Genomic DNA, 20,339 nt, shown 5'->3' on the forward strand with positions numbered 1-20,339 from the left:
GCCCACCCCCCTCGACGTGCTCCCGCCCGACGGGGTGGTGCCATCCCCGTCAGTCAGCGCCGGGACGGGGGGCACGCGCAGCGGTGACAGGGGCGCGGGCGCCACGGCCCCAGCGGTCGCGCCGCGTCCGAGCGGGCCGGTGCTCGGGCTGAGCGCGACGTCGGTGGACCTCGGCGCGGTCGACTCGGTCTGGCGGGTCGACCTGCGTGGCGACGGGACGGCGCCTGTCGACGTGGCGGTCGGCAGCACCCCCTCGTGGCTGGCGGTCGTCCCGAACCAGCGGCGGGTCGACCCGGGGGTGAAGGTCCCCCTCGTGATCACTCTTGACCGGGCGGCCGCGCCGGAGGGTACCGTCGACGTGACCGTGCCCGTCACCGCCCGCACCGGCGTCGGCGGTGCGGACCTGCGCATCACCGCCAAGGTCGACGGCTCACCGCGGATCGTCTCGGTGACCGCCGCGCCGGCGCGGATCGTGCGCTCGGGCTGCCCGGCGACGGGCGGCGCCTCCCAGAGCGCGGCGTCCTCGGGAGGCACGGCGCCCCGCGGTGTGTCGGCCGGCGCACCCGCGCCGCCGCCTGGCGCCACTGCGACGTCCGCCGGGGCGGGCGCGGCCGCTGCCCCCGCGGCGTCACAGACGACGGTCACCGTCACGACCGACGACGCGGTCGGCATCTTCGCGGTGCAGCTGGCGGCGACCCTGCCCGGTGGGCGGAGCCAGACCCTGGCGATGAACCTCGGCGCGGCGACAGGTGACCGCTCGACCTGGACGGGGCAGCTTACGGCTCCATCGCAGACCGGCACGATCACCTACACGGCTGCGGTCACCGACCTGAACGGCAAACGGGCGCAGTACCCGGGATCGCTACCCGTGCTGCCCTGCCCGAGCTGACCTCCGCCACGCCCCACGCCGTGGGGACGCCCGGGAAATGATGGTGCCGCCCGGCTCGGGGGGTGCCGGGCGGCTTAGTCATCATGGCAGCTCCAGATCCGCCCGCCAAGTCCCTGATCGTGTCCCGAGCGGGCACGGTCATCACGCTAACGAGTAGTCCCAGCTCAGACAGTGAGTAACTACGGATCTTCTCCGGTCAGGTGGCGGACACCGCCGCGTGTCCGGCCGTAGGCCGGCGCACCGCCACCGCCCGAGATCTCTGATGAGGGATTGCGTTCCGCGGAACGCCTCGGGCCGGGCGGGAAAGGGCGGCGCGAGGCCAGCGCTGACCGCCGATATCCCAGCGTCAGTGAGCCTCGCCGCCTGCGCCCTCGGTGCGCCCCACACGTGCGCCGAGATGGTGGCCGGCCGGTGGCTCGGGGTTGGCGCGGGGGCGCGCGAACAGCCGGGTCGCGGTGATCACACCTGTGGTCGTCCCGGCGGGGCCGGCTGGCTCGGGCGGAGTCAGGCCGGGGCGCAGGTGCTCCTCGACGCGCAGGTACTTGCGTCCGGCCCGCAGGTCGGCATCGTTGCGCAACCGGACGATCAGCGGGAACGCCGACAGGGCGGCGGTGTCGAACAGACCCGTCGTGTAGACGAGCTGGACGCCGAGGCGGTCGGCGACGGCGAGCTGAAGATCGAGCAGATAGCCGGCACTGGCCCGGCCGATCGGATTGTCGAGGAACAGCACGCCGGCATGCGAGGCCCGCAGGTGGCCGCGGTCGTTCGCGCGCAGCGCCGCCATCGTGCAGTAGAGGATGATCGCGGCGGTGAGCTGCTGGCCCCCGGAGAAGACGTCGCCGAGCTCGCTGACCCGCACGCGTTCGGTGCGCAGGACCGCGTCGGGCTTGAGGATCTCCACCCGCACCCCGCGCGGGATCGCCGCCCGCACCCCACGCAGCAGCAGGCCCATCCCATCGCGCCGGGCCGCCGCCGCCGACCGACCCGCCGCGCCGCCGCCGGCGCGGGCATCGCCGCTGGTGAGCGCGCCGCCTGTGGTGCGGGCATCGCCGGTGGGCCGGCCGGCACCGGCGCGGGACCGGGCGGCCACCGTGGCGGCGGCGGAGTCGTCGACGACCTGGCCCAGGGCTTCGGTCAGCGCCCGGTCGTCGGGGTCGGCGAACGTGATGCGCAGGAAGTCCTGTCCCGACCAGTCGCCGAGCCGGTCGGGCAGCCGGGACAGCCGGCCGGCCGCGCGCAGCGTCCCGAGAGCAGCCCGGACCATGCCCTCCAGGCGAGCGACGATCGCCTCGCGGTTGCGGCCGATGTGGGAGAGGTCGTCGTCGAGGCTGCGCAGCCGGGGAGCGAGCGCCGCCGCCCAGGCGGCCGCCGAGTCGGCGACCGTCTCCCGGCCAGCGCGCAGCATCTGCCGGCGGGCCGGGGCGCGCACCGCGTCGAACCGGTCCTGCGCCGCCCACGCGCTGACGGCCTCGGCGGCGGCGCGCACCGCCGTGGCGGCCTGGCCGTAGCCGGCGGCTGTCTCCCGCCAGGCCAGGCGCAGCTGGCGAGCGTCGTCGCGGGCCGCCTGGGCGTCGCCGGTGAACGGCACGGTGGCGGTGTCGGACCTGGTGGTGGGAGTGGTGGTGGCAGCGGGCGGGGTGTCGCCGGACGGGGCGGCGTCGGCGAGGTCGGCGAGGTTCTCGGCGATGGCCTCGAAGGCAGCGACCTCATCGGACCGGCGGGCGGACGCCTCGACAAGCTCCTCGCGGGTGGCTCTGGCCCGGGCGTGGTCCCGCTCGGCGGCGGCGACCGCGGCCGTCGCGCCGCGCAACATCCGCTCGGCCTCGTCGAGGTCGGCGGGTACCCCGTCACCGGTCAGCGGGGCGGCCTCGAAGCGTCGTGCCTCCGCGGTGGCGGAACGCAGCTCCTCCCGCAGCGCGCCGAGGCGCTCGCGGGACTCGTCCAGCTCGGCGCCGATCGCCGCGCTCTCGCGTCGTGCGCGGGCCTCACCGGCGGCGCGGGTCGCGCCGTCCCCGCCGCTGGTACCGGCGAGCAGCTCCCGGGCCCGTGCGCGGATGGCCGGGTCCACCGCGTCGACGTCCGCCCGGGCGGCCGCCTCCTCCCGCCGGGCACGCTCGACCTCGCCGCGCAGATCCGCGCCGACCTCGACCTGGGCGAACGTCCTGCTCGCCGCCTCGTACGCGGCACGCAGCACGGCGACTGGCTGCTCCGCCCCGCCGCTGCCCGCTCCGCCCGTGGCGCCGTCCGCGGAGTCGAGGCTGGGCGTGTCGAGGCTGGGGGTGGAGTCGGGGTCGGAGTCGTCGGTGGTGGCGCCGATGATGCCGGCGCTCTCGGCGCGGGCCGCGTCGGCGTTGCGGCGGGCCTCGTCGGACTGGCGGATGGCCGCGGCGGCGGCCCGCCGTGCGGTGGCGGCATGCTCGCGCGCCGCCCGGGCCTGCGCCAGCCGGTCCTCGACGATGGCGGCGACCTGGTCGATCTGCCTGTCGAGGACATCCGGGTCGCCGATGGAGCGCGCCAGCCGGTCGAGCGCCGCCGCGCGCTCGGCGGCCTGCTCGGCGGCCACCCGCAGCGGTTCGACGCCGGCCAGCTCGGCGCGCGCGGCCTGCTCGGCGGCGGCCGCCTCCCGGCTCGCCGCGGCGAGCCCGGCCTCGGCCTCGGCGAGTCCGGCGCGGGCGGTGGCGAGCTGCCCGGCGAGCCGGTCGAGGTGCCCGGGCGGGCAGCCGCGCCGCCAGCCGGCGAGCCCTGCGGCGAGGTCGCGGTCGGCGGCGATGCGGGCGGCCAGCTCGGCCGCGGCGCGGGCGCGTTCGTCCTGGCGGGTCCGGATGATGTCGCGTTCCGCGGCGGCGGCGTCGGCGTCGTACAGCGCGGGATTCGGGCGGACGAGCAGGACCCGTTCCCCGTCGATCACCGGGTCGGCGTCGGTGAGAAGCTCCTCGACGCCGCCGATGGCCACGACGCTGTCGGGTAGCAGCGCCGCGGCGGCCAGCGCCTCCCGGACCCGGGCAAGCCCTGTGCGGTCGGTGACGACGACGCCGTCGGCGAGATGGGGGCGGGCCCGCAGGACACGTTCGCGGTCGCGCGCCGGCACGGCGTGGGCGAGGTGGGACCATCCGGCGACGGCCGCGATTCCGGCCGCTCGCAGGGCCTCGACGGCCGCGGCCACCTCGTCGCGCGGCGGGCGCAGGCCGGCGCCGCCGAGCGCGGCGAGCAACCGCCGGTCGGCGTCGGCGGCCAGCGACAGGTCGAGCTGGCGCGCCTCGGCGGCGGCGATCGCCTCCGTCAGCCGCCGCGCCCCGGCCTCCGCGACGGCGTCCAACTCGGCCGCGCTGTCAACGTCCTCCGCGCTGTCAACGTCCTCCGCGCTGTCAACGTCCTCCGCGCTCTCCGTGTCTGTCGCGCCGTCAGCGTTCGACGCGCCGTCAGCGTCCGTCCTGGTGTCAGCCTCCGCCCTGCGGTCAGCGTCCGCCGTGTTGTCCAGCTCCGCCGTGTTGTCCGGGTCGGTCCGGCTGTCCGGCTGTGCGGCCCTGGACGGCTGTGCGGCGCCGCCCTGAGCTGCGTCATCGATCTCGTCGCGAGAGCGGGGGGTGCCGAGCAGGGCGGTCAGACGGCCGTCGGCGAGTAGTGCCGACGCCTCCGCCCGGGCGGTCGCGAGCTGTGCACGGGGCCGGTCCAGCATGGCGCGGGCGGCGGCGACCCGCTGCTCGGCGGCACGAGGCGCCACGTCGACGAGATGGCGGTCCTGGGCGTGGGTGGCGCGAGCGAGTGCCTCGCGCACGGCCGCGGCGGCCTGGTCGGCGGCGGCCGCGGCCTGGCGTGCCTGAGCGGCGACATCCGAGCCGCCGGCGCCGGGGGCGAGCAGGCCGTCGCGGACGGCCGCGGCGAGGGCGTCGCGTGCCTCGTCACGCCGCTGGCGCAGGGACTGCTCCTGGGCGCGGGCGGCGGCCGCGTCGTCGCTGGCGCGCCGGTCGGCCGCCTCGGCGGTGGTCGCGGAGCGCTCGTGCCGTTCGGCGTCGGCCTCGGCCTGCCGGGCCGCCTCGGCGGAGGCCGCGGCGAGGCGGCGCAGGCCGGTCAGCAGGGCGCGGGCGGCGCCGTCCCGGTCGGCCATCGCGGGTGCCGCGACGTCCTCGGCGTCGGCGACGAGCCGGGCGAGCCGAACCGCCTCGGCGGACGCGGCGGCGAGGCGCAACACGTGCTCGGTCGCCCGCCAGGCGTCGATCTCGGCACCGGCCGCGGCGGCGGCCGCGACCAGACGGTCCCGGTCCTCCTCGGCCGCCTCCACGCGCAGCTCGGCGATCCGGCGGCGCAGGGCGAGCACGTCGCCGTGGCGGGCCGCCCGCATCCGGTCGGCGTCCCGTTCCGCGCCGCGGGCCGCGTCGGCCTGGGCGGCGAGCCCGGACAGGGCCGCGTCGTCGCGCCGAACCCGGGCCCGCAGACCGGCGAGCAGTTCGGTGGCGCGGGTCCGGGCCGCACCGTGCTCGGCGCCGGCGGCCGACCGCCGTCGCACCGCTGCCACCAGTGGTTCCAGTCGTTCCAGCGCACCGGCGACGAACGCCCGCTCGGCGTCGAGCGCGGCCCGTTCCGCGAGCCGGGTCGCGTAGCCGTCGACGACATCGGCGACACCCTCGGGGTCCTCCGGCGCGGTGACGGCGCGCAGCAGGAAGTCGACGAACTGCTCGTCGCTGCCGAACGAGAACGCCTCCGCGGCTTCACCCTCGCCGGCGTTCATCGCCCGCTGGTAGCGGAACAGCTCCGGGTCGAGGCCGAGGGCGTCGACGTGCTCGCTCCACGCGCCCTGATGGGTCTCCCAGGTCAGGCCGAGGGACGGGTCGGCGGCGTGGGCGTCGTGCAGGCGGGCGCGCAGCCCGGCGAGGGTGACCTGGCGACCCTGCGCGGTGAACGGCAGCGACGTGATCTCCAGCCCGCCGCCGGGGCGTAGCGAATACCAGGCCTCGGACAGCCGGCCGGCGTCCGCGCCGGCGCGCCCGCGCCACTCGCTGACCTTGCCGGTCACGAGCCGCTGCCCGGTGACCGCGTGCTGCCACTCGCAGACCACCTGGCCGCAGTCACCGGGCAGCACGAAGTTGTCCAGGACCCGGCCGTTGGACGTGCCGACGACCTGCCGCCGCCCCGGCAGCACCACCGAGAAGATCAGCCTGATCAGGACGCTCTTGCCGCCGCCGTTCTCGAGGAACAGCACGGTCGCGGGGGACGGGCGGCGGGGCCGGGCCGGCGCCTCGCCCGCCGCGCCGCCACCGCTGCCCGGTGACGCGGTGGTCGCGGGCGCGAACAGGGCGTCCTGGCGCGGCCCGGTGACCTCGGCGCCGACGCCGGACAGGTCCAGCGTCACGTCGGCGAAGCGCGCGCCCGGCGGGCCGATCGCGTGCAGCCGCACCCGACACAGCTCATACATCGGCGGCCACCCGCGCCGACGGGACCTGGGCGGCCGGCGCGTCCAGCAGCACCGGCTCGTCGACGACGACCCGCACCGTCCCGGCGCCGTCGGTGACGGTGACCACGCCCAGCGCCAGCAGCTCCTCGAAGGCGGCGTCCGCGGCCAGCTCCCGGACCTGGACCTGGTAGCGCGGCGTCGTGCGGAACGTGCCGCCGGCGTCGTCGCCGACGAGGACGAGGCAGCCCGCGTCGACGAGGACGTTCATCGCCCGGGCGACGATGCCGGTGGTGGAGCCGGAGAGACGGCGCGCGTCGCGGGTCGTGCCCGTCGACGCGCGCCGGGCGTACAGCCGCCAGGCGGCCTCCAGCTGCGGGGCGTCGAGTGGCGGGTCGACGGTGAGGTCCTCGCCGGCGGCGCGCTCGGCGAGCAGCCGGCACGTCTCGCGGACGAACGCGTCGACGCCGTGCACGCTGACCCGCCCCACGTAGGAGGCGTCGGTGAGGTCGGCGGGCCGCGGGTAGGCGAGCGCGGCGACGGCGAGCTGGGCGAGGGCGTGCAGCAGCCGGTCGGCGGCCCGGTGCTCCCCGCCGGCACGGCGCGCGTAGTCGCCCAGACGCATGGCGAACGCCGAGTCCTCGGCACCGGCCGGCACGATGCCGGCACGTTCGGAGACGTCCAGCACGACCAGGCCGAGGCCGTCGGCGACCGCCCGGGTCAGCGCGGCGAACTCGCTGTCGCGCAGGTAGCGCCGGACGAGGTCGCGGTAGTCGACGTCACGCGCCGGCACCAGCCGGGGCCGCAGCCCGAACGACAGCAGCCGCGCGGCCTCCCGAGCCGCCTCCCGCGCCGCCTCGTGGTCCACTCGCCGCTCCTGCGTCACCGCCGCCTCCTTCCCGCCGAACCGTTCACGCTCCCGCCGCCGGCTCCGTCCTCGTCGCCACCCGCGCCGGCCCCTGCGTCCGCTCCGATCCCTGCGCCCGCGCCAGCCGCTGCGTCCGCTCCAGCGTCTGCGTCCGCTTCGGCCTCGGCTTCGTCGGCCTCGGGGACGGTGACGAGGCGGGCGCGGCCGACGAGCAGGTCCGCGCCGCCGAACTCCGGGTCGTCGAGCACGGTGCCGTCGTCGACGGCGACCGTGAGCGTCTCGTCCCCGGCCTGTCGGGACGCGGCGACGCGCGGGCTCACCGCGTGCAGTGCGAGCAGCGCCACCAGGTCGGCGACGTCCCGCTCGTCGGCCCGGCGGGCCTCGGCGAGCAGCGCGGACAGCCGGCGGGGCGCGCCCGGGTCGAGATCGAGCAGCCGCAGGGCGCCCGACCAGGTCTCGTCGTCGAAACGAGGCGGCTCGGCGAGGTCCACCAGCTCCGCCTCGACGACCTCGGCTCCGAGCGTGTCCCGCTCGACCGGCGGGCGCAGCAGCAGGTCGACGAGGTCGAGGATCCGCGGCGTCCGCGGGGTGCGCACGCCGACCGCGCCCGGGAAGAACGCGGCGGCGGGGCGCTCGGCGTCACCGGCGGGCAGCGTCAGCGTCGGCACCAGCAGCTGGGCGTGCAGGTCGAGGCCGCCGCGGGACGGTGCGGTGGCGAACTGCTGGCGGTCCTGCTCGGCGCGGAACACCGCGCCCGCCTCCAGCAGCCGGGCCTGCAGCTGGGTGTGCCGGCGGATGCAGTCGCCGACGATCGTCACCAGGTCGGCGGCCTGGCGCTTGTGATCGGGATCGTCGGCGGAGTCGCGGTAGCGGCGGATGTGCGTGAGGATCGCGTTCTCGTAGCGGTAGCGCTGCTCGACGTGGGCCAACGCCTCGTCGACGAGGGCGGGCATGGCCTCCAGCCAGTCGACCGCGAGCACGTTGCGCCGGGTCGCGTCGAGCTGGCGGCGCAGCTGCTCGGCGTACTGGACGGTGCGGTAGCGGGCCGCCTCGGCGGCGGCGCGGGCGTCGGCCAGGCGGCCTCGGCGGATAAGCGTGTCCAGCGCCACCTCGGCGGCGATCTGCGCCGAGGTGATGTCGGTGTCGAGCGCGCCGACCAGGACGGTGACCGCCTCGTCGGTGGCGCGCAGGTAGATCTCGCCGTGCGGGTCGGCGAGCTCGACGAGCAGCTTGAAGTCGAAGCGGCGGCGCTCGTAACGGCCGTCGGCGTGCAGCGTGCCGTAACCGGCGTCGAACCCGCGGTTGACGTTGCCGACGTTGATGAGGCTGTGCAGCACCCAGGCGGCGACCCGCTCGTGCTCGGCGGCGGGCCGTCCCGGAGCCTGGGCGGCGGCGAGCGGCACGAGCCGGCGCAGCACCTGGTCGTGGTCGGCGCCGCGGTCGAAGTCCATCGCCACGGTGACGAGGTCGATGGCGTGCAGGCCGAGTTCGGCCATCGCGTAGACGGTGAGGTCCGCGCCGTCGAGGTGCGCCTTGCGCGCGTCGAGGTCGTGCAGGGGGCCGGTGAGCGCGAGCGCCTTGAGCCGGCGCACCATCCCGACGTCGCCGACGAGACCGACCGCGGACGGCGGCCGGTCGACGGGCGACACGGGTTCGATCATCCCGCCGACTGTAGTGGCCGACGGTGCGACGGCCCGCGCCCACCTGCCCGCGGGCGCCCGCCGCCACCCCCGGCCGAAGGCCCGAGAGCTGGCCGCGGCCGGTGGGCTGGCGGCATTTCAGTGCACTGTTTGCCGAGTCGCGCGGAGGGGGAGGCGGCCTCGTCGGCGGTGTCGGAGGGAGCGCGGCGAGCGTGGACGCGGCCGCCGCGAGCCGTGCCGACCTCGCCCGGAGGGGGAGGGCCCGACGAGGTCGCGGCGGGATGTCCGGCGACGAACGCGCCGGTTGCACGGTATTTGGACGCCGACATCCGCCGTGTGCCGCCGCCGCGCGCGGGGCTGTCCGGGTGTCCGTCGGCGGCGGGCGGCGACCTGTGTCTCCGGCCACCCGGCCGCTCGCCGGCGATGATCCGCGCCGACTGGTGGGTATTCTCAAACCGATTCCGGCGCCGGCGGGGCGTCGCCACACGGCCCGGCCGTCGGCGGCCCACCCTGACCCAGCGGGAGGAAGCAGCGTGACCACCTCCGAGCTCGGACGCATCCCCGGTCCGCCCCAGCAGCGCACCGGCGACAGCCCGCCGCCCGCCTCCCCACCGGCCACCGCACCACCATCCACCGCACTACCATCCGCCCCGCCGACGGCGGCCCTGCCGACGGCTGCCGCGCCGGCGGGCGTGCGGCCGGCGCAGCGTTGGCGGCGGCCGTTGCCGCCGGTGGAGCGGGTCCGGCCAGGGCTGTGGAGCCTGCCGATCCCGCTGCCGTTCGCCCGGCCGTCCTACACCCTGATGTACGTCATCGAGTCACTCGACGGGCCGTACCTCATCGACGCAGGTTGGGACTGGGACGAGGCGTTCGCCGCGCTCGAGGACGGCCTCGCCCTGATCGGCACGTCCGTGCCCGAGGTCCGCGGGGTGCTCGTCACCCACGCCCACCTCGACCACTACGGCATGGCCGCCCGCATCCGCGCCGCATCCGGCGCCTGGGTCTCGCTGCACCCGCTCGATGACGACCTGCTCGCCCGCGCGCGCCACGGCCTCGCCGACCGGCTGTCCGACGTCCTCGACGGCGCCGGCGTGCCCGGCGACATCGCCGAGCGCCTGCTCACCGCCGAGCACCTTGCCCCCCACTCGCTGCCGCGCCCCGACATCCTGCTCGAGGACGGCGACCAGCCCGACATCCCCGGCTGGGAGCTGCGCACCCTGTGGACGCCGGGCCACTCGCCCGGCCACGTGAACTTCTGGGAACCGGCGCACCGTCTGCTGCTGTCCGGCGACCACGTCCTGCCGACCACCGCCGTCGGCACCCCTGTGCCGGACGACCTCAACCCCGACCCGCTCGGCGACCACCTGCGCTCCCTCGCCCGGCTGCGCGGCCTCGACGCCACCGAGGTGCTGCCCGCCCACGAGCACCGCTTCACCGACCTCGAAGGTCGCCTCGACGCCCTCGAGACCCACCACCGCGGCCGTCTCGACGAGGTGGTCGAGGGCCTGCGTGCCGGCGCCACCACCGTCTGGGAGCTCGCCGCCTTCATCACCTGGCACCGCCCCCTGCGCAACCTGCGCGGCGTCGCCCTCCAGAACGCCGTCACCGACACCATCGCCTGCCTCACCACCCTCGCCACCACCGGCACCGCCCACGTCACCCGCGGCCACCCCGACCACTGGCACCTCACCACCCCCTGACCCGTCGAAGCGACGCCCGCCCCATCAGGCCGTCGCCGGCCCGGCATCAACCGGCTCGGGCTCGCTGCGATCACTCAGGTGGCAGTCGCACGGGCGGCCGCGGACGCCGTCTTCGGCAATGCGGAATCGACCTCTGGCGGTGAAGGACTGGGACACCGAAAAGATCGCCGCTAAAGCCGCGTGTCGAGTTGTGATCTCCCGGCCCGCCCTCGTATGGACGTGCTCACTGTCGCGAGCCCGCCCGCCGCCCACCGTGGCCCGTGGCCACTGCTGGCCGCAGGTGGCCACGGCCCCGGCAAGGCCCGATTTCTACGGAGAGTTACGCAGACCGAACAAGTGCGTTGACCGCGAGCCGGCATCGCCACCGTCGCGCCTCCTGTTTCATCTCAGGCCGGCTTGAGGTGAAACAGTACGGCTCCCGATCGGTGACGGCGACCACGAGGAGGCGGAGCATGGGCGACGTGGGGGAGACCGGTGGTCAGAAGGCGCTGTGGAACAGGGCTGCGGGGCGTGGCTGGGTGCGGGCGCAGGATCTGCTCGACCGGATGTACCGGCCCTTCGAGGAACTGATCGTCGAGATCGTCGGTCCCAGTGCCCAGGTGCTTGACGTCGGTTGCGGCCCGGGCACCACGACCCTCGCCGCCGCTCGTCGGGCGGGCCCCGCGGGACGCTGCGTCGGCATCGACATCGCCGAGCCGATGATCGCGGCGGCCAGCGCCCGCGTTGATGAGAAAGGCGGGACGGCGGTGGACGCGGAGAAGTCCGCCGGCAGCGCACCGGTGCGGTTTCTGCTGGCCGATGCCGCGAGCCACGAGTTTTCGACCGCCGAGTTCGACGCGGTCATCTCGCGGTTCGGCGTCATGTTCTTCGACGATCCCGTGGATGCGTTCACCCGTCTGCGGCGCGCGACGCGGGAGGGTGGCCGCCTGCGGTTCGTCGCCTGGCGCGACCCGGCGGAGAACCCGTTCCTCACCGCGGCCGAGCACGCCGCCGCGCCACTCCTGCCGGCGCTGTCGCCACGCGTCGCGAACGCACCCGGCCCGTTCGCCTTCGCGGCGCGTGACCAGACCCGCCGCCTTCTCGCGGACAGTGGCTGGACCGACATCGCTATCCGCCCGATCGATGTTCCGTGCACCCTCGACGAGGAGGAGCTGGAACAGTACGTCACCCTGATCGGCCCCGTCGGCCGGACACTCCCCGAGCTCGGCGAGGACACCCGCGCGAAGGTCGTCGACACGGCCCTTGCCGCTTTCGACCCCTACCGCCTGAACGACCGGATCCGCTACACCGCCGCCTGCTGGCAGGTAGACGCCTCCGCGCCCTGAGCGTCTATCACGCCCGCCAGAGGAAACGGCGATTCACGCTCGTCGCCGATAGCGCCGGGTGGGGCTGTTGGGTGGAGCGGTGGCTTCGACCTGACCTGTGGCTATCAGCTTGTTGAGAATCTTCGTCACGCTGCTCCGCGCACCCCCTGTCGCGGCCTGCAACTCCTCGCGGCTGGCGGAGTCAGAGGTGTTCAGCGTGTGGAGGATCCGGTCGGTCAGGCTGCCAGCAGCGGGGACCGTCGTCCGCAGGCCGGCCGCGGTCGCGGTGGTCTTCCCAGCACCCGTCTCGACGAGCGGAGGCAGGTCGACGGGAGGAAGACCGCCGGCCAGGCGATATGTTCCGTCGTCACGGGCCTTGCGCGGGCGCAGCAGGCCGAGCTCGTGGAGCTGGTGGAGCTGGCGCCGTGCCGCTGCGGCGTCGAGTCCGAGTCTGCGCAGCAAGGCCTCGTCCACGTCACGCCCGTGGCACGCGAGAGCGAGGGCGCCGACCGCGAGCAACCCCGCGAGCGACGGCACGAGCCGCTCGCCGTGCGGCACGAGAACACCAAGGCGGGTAAGCGCGTCGGATTCATTCAGCCCAGCGAATGCCCGCGGCGAGTTGCGTGCGGCCGCCTCGACGAGCCGAAGGACGGCTCTCCGGTCAAGATCCTCCACGCTGGCCTGCGTGACCGCCTCCTCATCCCAGCGCGGCTGGCCGGCGTTCTCTCGCAGACGGTCGATCTCATAGGCCGTCAGCCGCTGGTCGCCGTCACCAGCCCGGGCGAACGCGCCGTTGTACAGGCCCCTTGCCGTCACGTAGCACGGTCGCTGCGCGGGCGGCAGCGGTTCGACCTCGACGACCACCAGCGTCGTGCCCTCGAACGGCACGACCTCAACGCTCTGGGTCAGCGCGGGCGTCAGCGCCGCCGCACGGCGAGCTCGCGGGCGGTCCAGGTTGTCGGGATGGCGACGGGGCGGTGGCGGGATGTTCCGGGCGTCGCGATCGGTACTAGGGTGTGGCCATGTCGTCGGTTTCGCTGTCCAAGGGCGGGAACGTCTCGCTGAGCAAGGTCGCTCCGAACCTCACCGCCGTGACGGTGGGGCTCGGGTGGAAGGTGCGTCAGACCAGCGGTGCCGACTACGACCTGGACGCCAGCGCCATCGTCGTGAGCGAGGCCGGGCGGGTGCTCTCCGACGGCTTCTTCATCTTCTTCAACAACCTCGTGAGCCCGGATGGCTCGGTGAAGCACCTCGGCGACAACCTCGTCGGCGGCGGGGGTGGCGATGACGAGCAGATCACCGTCGACCTGGGCACCCTCACCCCGCAGGCGTCCAAGGTCGTCTTCACCGTGTCGATCTACGACGCCGACTCGCGCCGCCAGACCTTCGGCCAGGTCCGCGACGCCTTCATCCGCGTCACCGACTCGACGACCGGCGCCGAGGTCGCCCGCTACGACCTCACCGAGGACGCCTCCACCGAGACGGCGATGATCTTCGGCGAGCTGTACCGCTACGGCGGCGAGTGGAAGTTCCGTGCCGTCGGGCAGGGGTATGCGACCGGCCTGCGCGGCATCGCCCTCGACTTCGGCGTCAACGTCTCCTGAGCATCCCCGCCGCCACGGCGCGCGCCGTGGCGGCGGACCATCCTGGCTCCACGTCAGATGCGGCGCCAGCCGGCGGCGGTACCGCTGCTGCCCGCGCTCGGGATGATCCGGGTGCGGGAGCCGCGCGGCGCGATGACCATGACCCGCACGGTGCGGGTGTTGGCGTCCACCCGGTAGAGGACCCGCCAGGTGCGGGTGATCGCCTCGAACATGCCGACCTGCTCGCCGGGCATCGGCGTGCCGGCTTTGAGGGGGTCGTCGCGCAGCTTGCCGTCGAGGAAGCCGCGCACCTCGGAACGGGTGAGCTCGGCGAGCTTCGCCAGATCCCGCTCGGCGGAGGTGGACAGGGTGACCTCGTGCTTGCTCATCGGCGACCCCTGGGGCGACGGGAGCCGTGCGGCCGTGACCCGCGCCGCGCGGCGACGCCGGAATCCGCGTTGTTCACCCGATGATCCTATGCGTCCCGCGAGGCTCGCGACGGCCCTTCGCGCCCGGCGGGTTCGGCCGGCCTCCCCGCCTGGATGACGCGGCCCGGCCGCGCTGTTGGGAGAGAGCATGCGCTACGGAGACGACGCCACGATCCGCCGGCTGATGACCGACACCGCGGTGTGGGCGGTGGTGGGACTGTCCAACGACACGCGCCGGACGGCCTCCTCGATCGCCGACTACCTGCGCCGCAACGGCAAGCGGGTGGTGCCGGTCCACCCGTCCGCGCCGACGGTCGCGGGGGAACGGGGATACGCGACGCTGGCGGACATCCCGTTCCCCGTGGACGTCGTGGACGTGTTCGTCCGCTCGGAGCTTGCCGGCGCGGTCGTCGATGACGCGGTGAAGATCGGGGCGGGGGGCGTGTGGCTGCAGCTCGGCGTCCGTGACGACGCCGCCGCCGTGCGGGCCGAGGAGGCGGGCCTCGCCGTCGTCATGGACACCTGCCCCGCGATGGAGGCCCCCCGCCTCGGCCTGCCCTGGACCCGCTGACCGCGACGTCTCGACTCGTCATGACCGGAACGGTCGACCGCGAAGTTTCGGCTCGTCATGACGGGACGGTCGACGGCGAAGTTTCGGCTCGTCATGACGGGACGGTCGAGGGCTCCGCGCCCGATATATCCCCCGCGGGCGGTGCGCGGAGGATCTCTCCCCCGCGTACCCGCCCGGGCCGCGCCGTCCGAGCGACCGCTGACAGCGTTGGGGACCCTGATGTCCGGCCGGCGCGGCCGGCTCGAACGGACCGCGCACGGGCGCTGCACCAGGCGCGACGCCAGGATCCGTGAGGTTGCCGGGTCCCGCGCCGCTGCCGGGCCCGGGGCGGGCGCCGCTGCTGGTGCGGGCGTCCGCGTTCGGCGCGGCGTGGCTGCCGAGCCGGGTGCGGCCGTCGGGTCGTCCCTCGCCGTCGGGGTAGCTCTCGGGATAGGTGGCCTGGATCGACTCGTCGGGTTCGCGGCGCGAGCGGCGGACCAGCAGCAGACGGCGCGTCCCCAGTGCCGCGGCGGGCGGGAACAGGACGAGGACGGGCAGCATGTACCGGTAGTCGAAGCAGACGGTGGCCGCGGGCACCACGAGCATCGTCAGGCCGGCGGCGGCGAGCAGGGTGATGTCGGCGCGCAGCCGGCGGTGTTCGAGCGTCTCGTCGCGCCAGCGGCGCCGCGCCGCAGGTCCGCGCACGCCCAGCCTGGGAGCCCGCCGCCGCGCCGGCACCACGATCGCCACGGCCGCGAGCACCAGCAGCCCGGCGAGCACCGGCCCGGGCGTGAACCCGACGCGCTGGTAGGCCCGTAGGTGGCCGGCGGACGGCTCGTTCACGACCCGGGTTGCCCCGGCGTTGTGGAAGGAGAGCAACGGCTCGCTGTTGTGCAGGTAGCGCGGCACGTGCGCGGTGGGGAAGCGCCAGGTGGCGTCCGGCCAGTCGCGCTGGCCGACGGATCGGCCGGGCTTGAAGTAGTGCACGATTTCGCCGCCGACCATCCGGGCGTAGTCGCCGAACTGGTGGCGGATCACCTGGTGGGTGAAGTCGCGCAGCAGTGCTTCCTTCTCGTCGTCGGTGCCGGGCAGCTTCCAGTGCGGGCTGGTGCCGCTCCACACGTAGTAGCTGGGATCGGGCCGCTCGGCGACGGGATGCGCGGAGCACAGGACCAGTTGGGCAGGCTTGAGCCGCAGCCGGTCGCACTCGGCGATCGGTGCCACCCGGCCGTACATCCACACCGCGTCACCGCCGGTGAGGGCATATTTTCCGTGCGCGTCGTGGAACCAGGCGGCGTAGGCGACGAGCGGCACCGCCAGCGCCGCCGCGAAGCCGCCGAAACGCAGCCAGCCGACCCGGCGCACCACCAGGTAGAGCACCGCCAGCACGGCGATCGCCACCCCGATCGTGCGCACCAGACCCGCCGCGGCCAGCAGCAGTCCCGCCCCTACGCACGCCCACGCGGACGGCCGCGGCGACCAGGTCAGCGCCAGCAGCGCCCCGACGAGCAGCACCGCGAACAGCGTCTCGGCCATCACGTAGTGCTCGATGACCAGCTCGTAGGCGTCGAGCAGGATCGGCGCGGCCGCCAGCGCCGCGACCGCAGCGGCGACCCGGCGATGCACCAGCAGCGCGTAGAGGGCGACGCCGAGGGCGAGGCCGGCGACGTGCTGGACGACGGTCACCCACCACAGGTCGCCGGTGAACGACAGCACCCGCAGGAACGCGGGATACCCCGCGGGGCGCATCGGGTCGGGGGAGTGCAGCGTCGCCAGGCGTAGATAGGCGTAGGAGTCCCCGCTGAACTCGAACGCCGGCCGGTAGGCGTACGCGGTGATCGCGCGCAGGACGGCCCCGGCCACGAGGATGACCGCGAACGGCAGATGCCGAACCAACCGCGATCGCCACGAGCGGGACGGCGACGGCGGGTCCGCCCCGAGCGCGGCCCCCAGCAGGACCGGTGCGTCCGGCATCGTCGTGCCCGCGTCCCGGCTCGGCAAGCCGCCGAGACCCGAGCCGCCGAGACCCGAGCCGCCGAGACCCGGGTCACCGAGAGCCGAACCGCCGAGAGCCGAACCGCCGAGACCCGGGTCGTCCATACCCAGATCAGTCAGGTCGGGGTCACCGAGGACCGGGCCGCGGAGATCCGGATGGCCGAGGTCCGGGTAGGTGGCCGGGTCCTGCTCGCGGGCTGGCTCCCGCTCATCGCCGCCGTCGGGGGGCGGGGCCTCGTGCCTGCCCAGGACGACCATCGTGCCTGCCCGCCGTTCGTCAGAACCCGACGGCCTCGGCCGGGTGGTCCGGTGACTCGGGGTGATCCGGTCTGTCGGAGCGATCCGACCGGTCCGGCCGCTCGGAGCGCGCCTGTTTCTCATAGTGCATCGTCACCAGCGGGGTGCCGTCGGCGGGGTCGTCCGGCGTCGATCTCGCGGGGCCGGGGCGGGCGGTGGAGCGCTGGTGCTCGCCGCTCGGGCCGGCGGTGAGCAGCCGCAGGAAGAACGAGCCGAAGGCGGTCTGGGCGCCGAGCACCATCAGCGTCATCGCGAGCAGAGCGGGGCGCATCTCGTTGAGCGGCCCCAGGTCGTTCGCGAGCCAGCGCGCGAGCACGACGACGTCGACGACGAACCCGACGGCGAACGCCCCCGCGCCGAGCGCCAGTCCGCGCTCGAGGGTGAACAACCTGTGGATCTGCGGCAGCGGCCAGCGGCGCCGCTCCTGCCAGCCGACCGCGTGGTTGTGCACGTCGGCGCACACGCCGAGCAGCACCAGCTGCCAGCCCAGCAGCGCCATCAGCGCGAACAGGACCGAGAAGTGCAGGTCCAGCCGGTGGAACCCGACGTTGAGCGAGCCGGGCAGCAGCACCGCCTGGCCGACGAGGCCCAGCGCCAGCAGCACCAGGCCCGGCAGGACGAACAGGTGGCGCGGCGCGAGCAGCAGCATGAACCGCAGGTGGCGCCAGCCGTCGCGCAGCGAGTGCAGCTTCGAGTCACCCACCCGCGGGTGGTAGGTGATCGGCACCTCCTCGATGCGCAGCCCGGCCCGCCCGGCGGCGATGACGATCTCGCTCGCCAGCTCCATGCCCTCGCAGCGCAGCCGCATCCGCAGGTACGCCTCGCGGCTGAAGGCCCGCATGCCCGAGTGGGCGTCGGAGGAGCGCACGTCGAACAGGTGGTTGAGGATGCCGGTCAGCACCGGATTGCCGACGTAGCGGTGCAGCCATGGCATCGCGCCGGGCAGGATCCGCCCGGCGAAACGCGAGCCGAGGACGTAGTCGGCCCGGCCCGCGCGCAGCGGTGCCAGCAGCGCGGACAGGTCCGAGAAGTCGTAGGTGTCGTCGGCGTCGCCCATGACGATCAGGCGGCCGTGGGCGGCGGCGAACCCGGCGAGGTAGGCGTTGCCGTAGCCGCGGCGCGTCTCGTGCACGACCCGGGCGCCGGCCTCTTCGGCGATCTTCGCGGAGTCGTCGGTCGAGCCGTTGTCGACGACGACCACCTCGCCGACCGCGCCGGCACTGGCCAGGCCCGCCAGTGCCTTGCGCACGCAGAGGCCGACCGAGTCGGCCTCGTTGAGGCAGGGCATCACGACCGAGACCTCGAGCACCCGGCTCGCGCCAGTGCCCGTGGCACTCGTGGCACTCGTGGCACCCTCCATCGTCCGTACCCCCTCCATGGCCGGGCGGCGCCGACGCGAGCCAGTCTGACGGCCGGTGCCACGCATCGCTCGGCCACAGCCCCGTAACCTACCGATCTGCTCCGCCGGACCCGCTACCAGGTATCTCGTTGCGGACACCCTGTGGTCTGTCCCCGACGGGCCGATCGTGCTCCTGTGTGCCCGGGTGCTGGTCAGCGTCGGTTGCGTCCCGGACCGCGGGTGTGGCGCGGCAGACACGCCAACCCCGTCACGCGCGCCTCGGTGTGACGCTTCTTACGAGGAGGCGTAACGTCTGGTGCCCGTGCAAGGTGTTCGTGTTTCAGACGAGGCGCAGGCGCCCATGGTGCCGAGCGACGACCCAGAACCCTCCTCCACCTACGCGGGCCCACGTCCGGTGCCGCCACCGCGGCGCGGCTGCCCGCACTCGCCGCCCTGCCCCACGGCGGACAGCGCGGACCGGGACGCGGCCCGGGTCGCCAGCCAGCACTGGGACCAGGGCTGGAGCCTGCTGTGCAACGGGGTGATCCTGTTCGAGGACACCGGCGAGATCCTGCCGACCGGCCGGACGATCGAACCTCGCCGGACGCTGCCGCGGGCGGCCTGCGTGCCCCGGCCGCCGGCACCGCGCCGTGCCAGCGGCGCACCCGTCACGGTCTGACGGCCCCCTGCCCGGGTCGCCGGTCCACACCGCCTGGGCTGTGACGTTCGCCCGGAATGATCCGGCGGCCCTCCGGATGGGTACGGTGCCGGCGTGGCGGCGAGAGCGGCGGGCAGGCACCCGAGGCGAGTGACCATGACGCGGGCGGACGGGACGGTCGGCCGGCAGGTCCGCGTGCTCATGCGCCGCGACATCGCGCTGGGCCGGACGTTCGTCCACGCCTTCACCCGGGCGGACCGCTCGCTGTTCACGGCGCTGGCGGGGGGACGCCCGCTGCTCGACCCGGTGCTGCCCCGGCTGTCCCACGCCGCCGACCACGGCCTGCTGTGGTGGGGCGTGGCGGGCGCGCTGGGGGCGACGCGGGGACGGCGCCGCCCGGCGGCCGCCCGCGGGCTGCTCGCGCTCGGCGCGGCCAGCCTGCTCGCCAACGGCCCGGCCAAGCTGGTGTTCCGCCGTGACCGGCCGCCGACGCACACCATCCCGCCGCTGCGGCGGCTTCGTCGCGACCTGACGACGTTCTCGTTCCCCTCCGGGCACGCGGCCTCCGCCGCCGCCTTCGCGACCGGTGTCGCCCTCGACGCGCCCGGCGCCGCCGTGCCGGTGGCCGCGCTCGCCGCCACCATCGCCTTCTCCCGGGTGTACGTCGGGGTGCACTATCCCGGTGATGTGCTGGCAGGCGTCCTGCTGGGGGTCGGCGCGGGCCTGCTCACGACGAAGGTGATGCCGCGCCGGCCGTGGTCGCCGGCCCGGGCGGCCCCGGCGTCGGCCTGGGCGCCGGCGCTGCCCTACGGCGACGGCCTGACCGTCGTGGTCAACACCCGATCCGGGGCCGGTCACCACGCGGAGCTGCTCGCGGTGCTGCGCGCCGACCTGCCGAAGGCCCGCGTCGTCGAGGTCGGGCCGGCGGACGATCTGGACACGGCCCTCGCCGAGGCGGCGTCGTCGTCGCGGGTGCTCGGCATCGCCGGCGGCGACGGCAGCATCAACACCGCCGCCCAGGTCGCGCTGGCCCACGGGCTGCCGCTCGCGGTCTTCCCCGCCGGCACCCTCAACCACTTCGCCGCCGACCTGGGGCTCGCCGGCGCCGGCGACTCGGTGCACGCGCTGCGGGAGGGGTCGGCGGTGGCCGTCGACCTCGGCCGGGCCGACGGGATCTCGGCGTCGTTCGACCGGTTCTCCCGGCTCTTCGTGAACACCGCCAGCCTCGGCGGCTACCCGGACATGGTGGCCGTGCGGGAGAAGTTCGAGCGGCGCATCGGCAAGTGGCCGGCGATGGTCATCGCCCTGTGCTGGGTGCTGCGCCACGAACCGCCGTTCGAGGTGCGCATCGACGACGAGCGCCGGCGGGTCTGGCTGATCTTCGTCGGGAACGGCGTCTACCATCCCGACGGCTTCGCGCCGACCTACCGCTGCCGGCTCGACGAGAGCCGCCTGGACCTGCGGGTGGTCGACGCGGACGCGCCGCTGGCCAGGCTGCGCCTCGTCGGCGCGGTGCTGACCGGCCGGCTCGGGCGCAGCCGCGTCTACGAGCAGCGCACCGTGGAACGGGTGCTGATCTCCTCCGAGCAGCCCGGGGCGCTCCCGTTCGCCTGCGACGGCGAGGTCACCGAGGGCGTCGAGCGGATCGTGGTCGCCCCGAGCGGCGCCCGGCTGGTCGTCTACCGCCCCCGGGCCTGACCCG

14 protein-coding genes are annotated in these 20,339 nt (G+C 75.1%); 7 read left to right on the forward strand and 7 right to left on the reverse strand.

What is annotated here, in order from left to right:
- Window positions 1–889 (forward strand): hypothetical protein (locus C1A33_RS04455; RefSeq protein ID WP_101830258.1); only part of this gene is annotated, 889 nt, incomplete at its 5' end.
- A 346-nt stretch (window positions 890–1,235) separates the two neighbouring features.
- On the opposite strand, the gene C1A33_RS04460 is transcribed toward C1A33_RS04455, so the two are convergent.
- From C1A33_RS04460 to C1A33_RS04470, 3 genes are read right to left on the reverse strand one after another with little or no spacing between them, the layout of a single operon-like run.
- Window positions 1,236–6,299 (reverse strand): hypothetical protein, encoded by a 5,064-nt coding sequence (locus C1A33_RS04460; RefSeq protein WP_243407174.1) that lies wholly within the window; start codon window positions 6,297–6,299, stop codon window positions 1,236–1,238.
- Window positions 6,292–7,161 (reverse strand): hypothetical protein, encoded by an 870-nt coding sequence (locus tag C1A33_RS04465; protein ID WP_101830259.1) that lies wholly within the window; start codon window positions 7,159–7,161, stop codon window positions 6,292–6,294. Before C1A33_RS04465 ends, C1A33_RS04460 begins: the two co-directional genes overlap by 8 nt.
- Window positions 7,158–8,804 (reverse strand): hypothetical protein, encoded by a 1,647-nt coding sequence (locus C1A33_RS04470; protein ID WP_243407175.1) that lies wholly within the window; start codon window positions 8,802–8,804, stop codon window positions 7,158–7,160. Before C1A33_RS04470 ends, C1A33_RS04465 begins: the two co-directional genes overlap by 4 nt.
- A 512-nt stretch (window positions 8,805–9,316) precedes the next feature.
- On the opposite strand from C1A33_RS04470, the gene C1A33_RS04475 reads away from it, so the two are divergent.
- Together C1A33_RS04475 and C1A33_RS04480 are read left to right on the forward strand one after the other, a co-directional pair.
- Window positions 9,317–10,483, forward strand: coding sequence for an MBL fold metallo-hydrolase (locus tag C1A33_RS04475; RefSeq protein WP_243407176.1), 1,167 nt, complete (start codon window positions 9,317–9,319; stop codon window positions 10,481–10,483).
- A 452-nt stretch (window positions 10,484–10,935) separates the two neighbouring features.
- On the forward strand, window positions 10,936–11,808 hold the full coding sequence (locus C1A33_RS04480) for a class I SAM-dependent methyltransferase (RefSeq protein ID WP_101830261.1): 873 nt from the start codon (window positions 10,936–10,938) through the stop codon (window positions 11,806–11,808).
- Window positions 11,809–11,841: 33 nt separating this feature from the next.
- On the opposite strand, the gene C1A33_RS04485 is transcribed toward C1A33_RS04480, so the two are convergent.
- A complete protein-coding gene (locus C1A33_RS04485) occupies window positions 11,842–12,675 on the reverse strand; it encodes a hypothetical protein (protein ID WP_101830262.1) in 834 nt (277 codons plus the stop codon).
- Between the two features lie 134 nt (window positions 12,676–12,809).
- Here C1A33_RS04485 and C1A33_RS04490 point away from each other — a divergent pair, with 134 nt between their 5' ends.
- Complete coding sequence (locus C1A33_RS04490) at window positions 12,810–13,391, forward strand: TerD family protein (protein ID WP_101830263.1); 582 nt, start codon at window positions 12,810–12,812, stop codon at window positions 13,389–13,391.
- A 53-nt stretch (window positions 13,392–13,444) separates the two neighbouring features.
- On the opposite strand, the gene C1A33_RS04495 is transcribed toward C1A33_RS04490, so the two are convergent.
- Window positions 13,445–13,759 (reverse strand): type II toxin-antitoxin system RelE family toxin, encoded by a 315-nt coding sequence (locus C1A33_RS04495; RefSeq protein WP_101830264.1) that lies wholly within the window; start codon window positions 13,757–13,759, stop codon window positions 13,445–13,447.
- 187 nt (window positions 13,760–13,946) lie between these two features.
- On the opposite strand from C1A33_RS04495, the gene C1A33_RS04500 reads away from it, so the two are divergent.
- Window positions 13,947–14,369 carry a CoA-binding protein gene (locus C1A33_RS04500; RefSeq protein ID WP_101830265.1) on the forward strand — a complete coding sequence of 141 codons (423 nt, stop codon included), beginning with the start codon at window positions 13,947–13,949 and terminating at the stop codon, window positions 14,367–14,369.
- 18 nt (window positions 14,370–14,387) lie between these two features.
- Here C1A33_RS04500 and C1A33_RS04505 read toward each other — a convergent pair whose 3' ends face one another.
- Both C1A33_RS04505 and C1A33_RS04510 read right to left on the reverse strand, forming a co-directional pair.
- Window positions 14,388–16,601: a hypothetical protein gene (locus C1A33_RS04505; RefSeq protein WP_243407177.1), complete on the reverse strand. Its 2,214-nt coding sequence runs from the start codon at window positions 16,599–16,601 to the stop codon at window positions 14,388–14,390.
- 19 nt (window positions 16,602–16,620) lie between these two features.
- Window positions 16,621–18,000: a glycosyltransferase family 2 protein gene (locus tag C1A33_RS04510; RefSeq protein WP_243407178.1), complete on the reverse strand. Its 1,380-nt coding sequence runs from the start codon at window positions 17,998–18,000 to the stop codon at window positions 16,621–16,623.
- A gap of 340 nt (window positions 18,001–18,340) precedes the next feature.
- Here C1A33_RS04510 and C1A33_RS04515 point away from each other — a divergent pair, with 340 nt between their 5' ends.
- On the forward strand, window positions 18,341–18,658 hold the full coding sequence (locus tag C1A33_RS04515) for a DUF5999 family protein (RefSeq protein ID WP_243407179.1): 318 nt from the start codon (window positions 18,341–18,343) through the stop codon (window positions 18,656–18,658).
- Between the two features lie 135 nt (window positions 18,659–18,793).
- Window positions 18,794–20,335: a bifunctional phosphatase PAP2/diacylglycerol kinase family protein gene (locus C1A33_RS04520; RefSeq protein WP_243407180.1), complete on the forward strand. Its 1,542-nt coding sequence runs from the start codon at window positions 18,794–18,796 to the stop codon at window positions 20,333–20,335.
- The last annotated feature ends 4 nt before the right edge of the window (window positions 20,336–20,339 follow it).

The sequence above is a fragment of the Frankia canadensis genome (genome assembly GCF_900197875.1).
GTDB lineage: Bacteria > Actinomycetota > Actinomycetes > Frankiales > Frankiaceae > Frankia > Frankia canadensis.